General features: G+C 72.7%; 2 protein-coding genes. Both read left to right on the top strand.

All coding sequences use genetic code 11. The features are described from left to right. Positions 1-1,851 (top strand): Pls/PosA family non-ribosomal peptide synthetase (locus AWZ10_RS23090; RefSeq protein ID WP_341846092.1); only part of this gene is annotated, 1,851 nt, incomplete at its 5' end. 77 nt (positions 1,852-1,928) lie between these two features. Continuing rightward, a partial coding sequence (locus AWZ10_RS23085) for a M1 family metallopeptidase (protein WP_060891955.1) occupies positions 1,929-3,228 on the top strand: 1,300 nt, incomplete at its 3' end.

Raw genomic sequence — 3,228 nt, 5'->3', positions numbered from 1 at the left:
CTGCGCGGGGTCGAGGCCGGGCGGTACCCGCGCGGCGGGAGCGTGCACCTGCGGCTGTGGGCGGCCGAGCGGCTGGCCGAGTTCAGCGGGGCGACCTCGCTGACCGGGGTGTGGCTGGAGCGGTACGCGCGGGCGCTGGGCGCCAGGGTCGGGGCCGATGTCGACCTGCACACGCTGCCGCCGGTGACCGGGATGCTCAAGCTCGGGCGGGGCGCTGCCGTGGAGTCCGAGGTGGATCTCTCCGGATACTGGCTGGACGGGGACCGGCTGGAGGTCGGACCCGTCAAGGTGGGCGCCGGTGCGGTCGTCGGGACGCGGAGCATGCTGCTGCCGGGCGCCAGGGTCGGCAAGCGGGCCGAGGTGGCGCCCGGGTCGGCCGTGGCCGGGCAGGTCCCCACCGGGCAGCGCTGGGCCGGGGCACCTGCGGTCAAGCTGGGCAAGGCGAAGCGGAACTGGCCCGGGGAACGGCCGCAGCGGGGCCTGTTCTGGCGGGTGTCGTACGGCGTGACGGGGGTCGGGCTGACCGCGCTGCCGGTGCTCGCCGGGGTCGCCTCGCTGGCCGTGCTGAGTCTGTTCGTGGCCGCGGACACAGGGCTCGGCGCAGCCGTGCGGGGTGCGGCGCTCGGACTGGTGCCGGCCACGCTCGCGTTCGGGGCGGCGTACGCGCTGCTGCTGCTCGTCGCCGTACGGGTGCTGAGTCTGGGGCTGCGGGAGGGCACGCACCCGACGCACAGCCGGGTGGGGTGGCAGGCGTGGACGGTCACGCAGCTGATGGACCGGTCACGGCAGACGCTGTTCCCGCTGTACGCCGGACTGGTCACGCCGATGTGGCTGCGGCTGCTCGGGATGCGGATCGGAAAGGGCGCCGAGGTGTCCACCGTCCTCGCGCTGCCGAGTCTGACGACGGTCGGCGACGGGGCGTTCCTCGCGGACGACACGCTGACCGCGCCGTACGAGCTGGGGGGTGGCTGGCTGCGGATCGGGCGGGCGGAGATCGGGCGGCGGGCGTTCCTCGGGAACTCCGGGATGACCGCGCCGGGACGGTCCGTGCCGGAGGGCGGCCTGGTGGGTGTGTTGTCGGCGACGCCGAAGAAAGCCAAGAAGGGCAGCTCGTACCTGGGGCTGCCGCCGGTGAAGCTGCCCCGGTCGGCCGCGGACGGTGACCAGAGCCTGACGTACGAGCCGCCCGCGCGGCTGCTGTGGGCGCGGGCCCTGGTGGAGCTGTGCCGGATCGTGCCGGTGTTCTGCTCGGCGGGCCTCGCGCTGCTGACGGTGGCGGCGCTGAGCGTGCTGGACGGCTGGGCGTGGCTGCTGGGCGGGGTCGTGCTGCTCGGGGTGGGTCTGCTGGCCTGTCTGGTGTCGATCGTCGCGAAGTGGCTGCTCGTGGGGCGGCACCACACGGGTGAGCATCCGCTGTGGAGCGGTTTCGTGTGGCGCAACGAGCTGGCGGACACCTTCGTCGAGGTGCTGGCCGTGCCGTGGCTGGCCGGGTCGGTGCCGGGTACACCGGTGCTGAACGTATGGCTGCGCGGGCTCGGGGCGAGGATCGGCAAGGGGGTGTGGATCGAGAGTTACTGGCTACCCGAGACCGACCTCGTCACGCTCGGCGACGGGGCGACGGTGAACCGGGGGTGCGTGCTCCAGACCCACCTCTTCCACGACCGGATCTTGCGGACGGATACTGTTGAGCTCCGTGAGGGTGCCACCTTGGGCCCGGGCGGCATCGTCCTGCCCGGCAGCGTGGTCGGGGCCCGCACCACGCTGGGTCCGGCGTCGCTGGTCATGGCCGCGGAGTCCGTTCCCGACGACACCCGGTGGCTGGGCAACCCGATCGAAGCATGGCGCCGCTGAATGCGGCTCGTGCGACGTCGGGGTACTCGGGGGACGATGGACGTCGTACGAGAGCTGAGCGGGGAGCAGAAGCGGCAGTGGCGGTTCAGCAGTCAGTGGGTCCGGACCCGTACTTCCCGGCGAACGGTGATTCCCGTTACCGGGTGCATCGGTACGAGCTGGCTGTGGACTACCGGCCGGGGCCGAACCGGCTGTCGGGCACCGCGCGGCTCAACGCCATCGCGGGCCGGGTCGCGCTCGCCGAGTTCCAGCTGAACCTCGCCGACTTCAAGATCGGCCGGGTGCGGGTCGACGGCCGGGCGCCGCACTACACGCACCGGGGCGGCAGGCTGCGCATCCGGCCCGCGAAGCCGATCCGGCCCGGGGCCGCGTTCACGGTCGAGGTCCACTGGTCGGGCAATCCCAAACCGGTCAACAGCCCTTGGGGCGGGATCGGTTGGGAGGAGCTCACCGACGGGGCGCTGGTGGCGAGCCAGCCGGTCGGGGCGCCGTCCTGGTATCCGTGCAACGACCGGCCCGCCGACAAGGCCTCGTACCAGATCTCGGTCACGACGCCGTCCGCGTACCAGGTGGTGGCGGGCGGGCGGCTGCTCACCCGTACGGCGAAGGCGTCCACGACGACGTGGGTGTACGAGCAGTCGGCGCCGACGTCGAGCTATCTGGTCGGTCTGTCGATCGGCAAGTACCAGACCGTGCTGCTGGGCGACCCGCGCCCCGGAGGCATACCCCAGCACGGGCACATACCGGCCCACCTCCTCACCGAGTTCTCCCGGGACTTCGCGCGGCAGCCGGTCATGATGGAGCTGTTCGAGGAGCTCTTCGGGCCGTACCCGTTCGGGGAGTACGCGGTGGTGGTGACCGAGGAGGAGCTCGATGTCCCGGTCGAGGCACAGGGGTTGTCGCTGTTCGGCGCCAACCATGTGGACGGGGCGCGGGGTTCGGAGCGGCTGGTCGCGCACGAGCTGGCGCACCAGTGGTTCGGCAACAGTGTGTCCATCGCCGACTGGCGGCACATCTGGCTGAACGAGGGGTTCGCCAAGTACGCGGAGTGGCTGTGGTCGGAGCGCTCCGGCGGACGTACGGCGCAGCAACTGGCCGCCGTCGCGCACCGGAAGCTCGCCGCGCTCCCCCAGGACCTGCGGCTGGCCGATCCGGGCCGCAAGCTGATGTTCGACGACCGGCTCTACGAGCGCGGCGGCCTGACCGTGCACGCGGTCCGATGTGCGCTCGGCGACGACGCGTTCTTCCGGATGCTGCGCGGCTGGGCGACCGTCCATCGCGGCGGCGCCGTCACGACGGCCGGCTTCGTCGCGCACGCCGGGCGCTACGCGGACGGACCGCTGGACGCCCTGTTCCGGGCGTGGCTGCGGGAGCCCG

The sequence above is a fragment of the Streptomyces europaeiscabiei genome, assembly GCF_001550375.1.
Classification (GTDB): domain Bacteria; phylum Actinomycetota; class Actinomycetes; order Streptomycetales; family Streptomycetaceae; genus Streptomyces; species Streptomyces europaeiscabiei.
The sequence above is the reverse complement of the archived record's forward strand: the minus strand, read 5'-3'. Positions and strand labels throughout refer to the sequence as shown.